2 protein-coding genes are annotated in these 1836 nt (G+C 39.8%); one reads left to right on the top strand and one right to left on the bottom strand.

Translation table 11 applies throughout. The annotated features are described in order from the left end of the window. The coding region (locus VTH8203_RS00010) for an ATP-binding protein (protein ID WP_244181119.1) at window positions 1-138 on the top strand (138 nt) is incomplete at its 5' end. A gap of 785 nt (window positions 139-923) precedes the next feature. On the opposite strand, the gene VTH8203_RS00005 is transcribed toward VTH8203_RS00010, so the two are convergent. Next, window positions 924-1526 (bottom strand): flavin reductase family protein, encoded by a 603-nt coding sequence (locus VTH8203_RS00005; protein WP_096991799.1) that lies wholly within the window; start codon window positions 1524-1526, stop codon window positions 924-926. Between the last annotated feature and the right edge of the window lie 310 nt (window positions 1527-1836).

The following is a 1836-nucleotide window of genomic DNA, read 5'->3' as shown; positions in this document are numbered from 1 at the left end:
ACGGCGGCATTACTGGATAGGCTTCTTCATCACTCGCACATCGTACAAATCAGCGGAGAAAGCTACCGATTAAGAGGAAAGAAAGCGGCTGGAACCATACCAACAGTTCTAGAAAATCTATCTGAAAGTACAAAATAATTACGTGGGTGGGTCAGTTTTACTTTGGCGATAACGTCGATAAGTGGATCAATTTTAAACTGGCGTTGACAGTGGTGGGTGATTGTTCAATCAATTTCTGACCAGCCATCGTTGAACGCATCATCCATACGCAGTTTCCAGAACTCGATAGAGTCGACAGTCATGCCATCTTCGAACTGATAAGTATGGCGGTCTATCCCTTCTACCTATTCATTTTCTGTAAAGCCTGTGTGCGTCACTCTCTTGTCTCTTGCAAGCGCGGCGGCGGCCTCATTCGTTTCATTTAATGAGGCCGTTTCTTCATGTTGACGAGTTATTGTCGTAGTAGCTGCACTGTATCTTCAGCAGCACTTCGAGGCATCGTAGCTAAAATTTCGCTTAATGGGGTCATAAATGATTATCCTAACCAATAGTCAGCACAATCATTGTACAGCTATCGTATCCAGCTGAAAACACATTACTTTTAGCCGTTAAAAAGACCAGAGGTGAGTTTATTTATGGTGGCTGAATGAATTGGGCCACTTAGTTGGAGTTTTAGGTATTAGATAAAGTGTAAGTTAAAGAACACGACTTGAAGTGAAGTTCACTCATGCTCTGGCTCATTCTGGACAGTTATTGGTTTCGAACTTCAATTAAATCAAGCCAGTTCGCATTAGTTTTTTGTATGAGAAAATCTATTTTGAAGACTGATAATCAATTGAGAAAAGTGTCCGGCTGGTGTTGACCAGAACACTTCATACGACTTAAGCTTGCACGGACAAAAATCAGCTAGGGATACCTGAGCTTTAATCTCGAGAAAGCGTTGTTCTTTCTCTTGTCAGACTATAATCACTTCCTGCCATACGGCCAATACTATCAAGCTTATCTGCATCGATTCGATAGTTTGAAATCGCATCATCAGCAACATGAATCGCACACACTTCTCCAATCACCAAATGTCCCGACAATGCTCCTTCTCCCAAGTCAACTATACGGTTGAGTTTACATTCATAAGCAACGACTGCATTTTTAATGCGAGGAGGCGTAACACATGAACTGGCTACTTTTTCAATCTCTGCGTATTCAAATTCATCCACATCAGCATCCACATTATGACAAGTTTTATTCATTGCTTCTAAATCATCATAGCTAACGCTGTGGATCACAAATTCTTTTTGTTCTTGAATATTTCGCAGTGTATCTTTAGGCATTTTTTCAGAATTAAACATGGGGTTAAAGCAAAGCATTGGTGGATTTGCTGACGCGACTGTGAAAAAAGAGAATGGAGCAAGGTTTACTTTTCCATCTAAAGACACGGAAGAAACCCATGCAATTGGTCTGGGTGTTATCCCACCGATTAATAATTTATACGTTTCTTCAGGGGTTAAAGCGTTTGGTGAGAGTTCCATGGTTACCTTTCTTGAAATTTAATAAAAAAGATGCGTTTATCAGTTATGATAGCTAAGTTATGTAAATTTTCACACAGTATCTTTCTAACTAAGGCTCTATCCAGGGCGAGATCTCACATAGTTTGTAGGGTTTAATTGATTAAATGCCAAACAACACGGTCAATTTGCGTTCACCTGCATCAAGGAATTAAATGTTCTTTATTTTCGATTGAACTAATCCTGATTTTGTTGATCAGATCATTATCTATGTACTACTCAACCTACAAAATGACACTTTTTGAACGCCTTAATCGCATACCCGATCCACGTA

The organism is Vibrio thalassae, assembly GCF_900089835.1.
In the GTDB taxonomy this organism is placed as follows: Bacteria; Pseudomonadota; Gammaproteobacteria; order Enterobacterales; family Vibrionaceae; genus Vibrio; species Vibrio thalassae.
The sequence above is the reverse complement of the archived record's forward strand: the minus strand, read 5'-3'. Positions and strand labels throughout refer to the sequence as shown.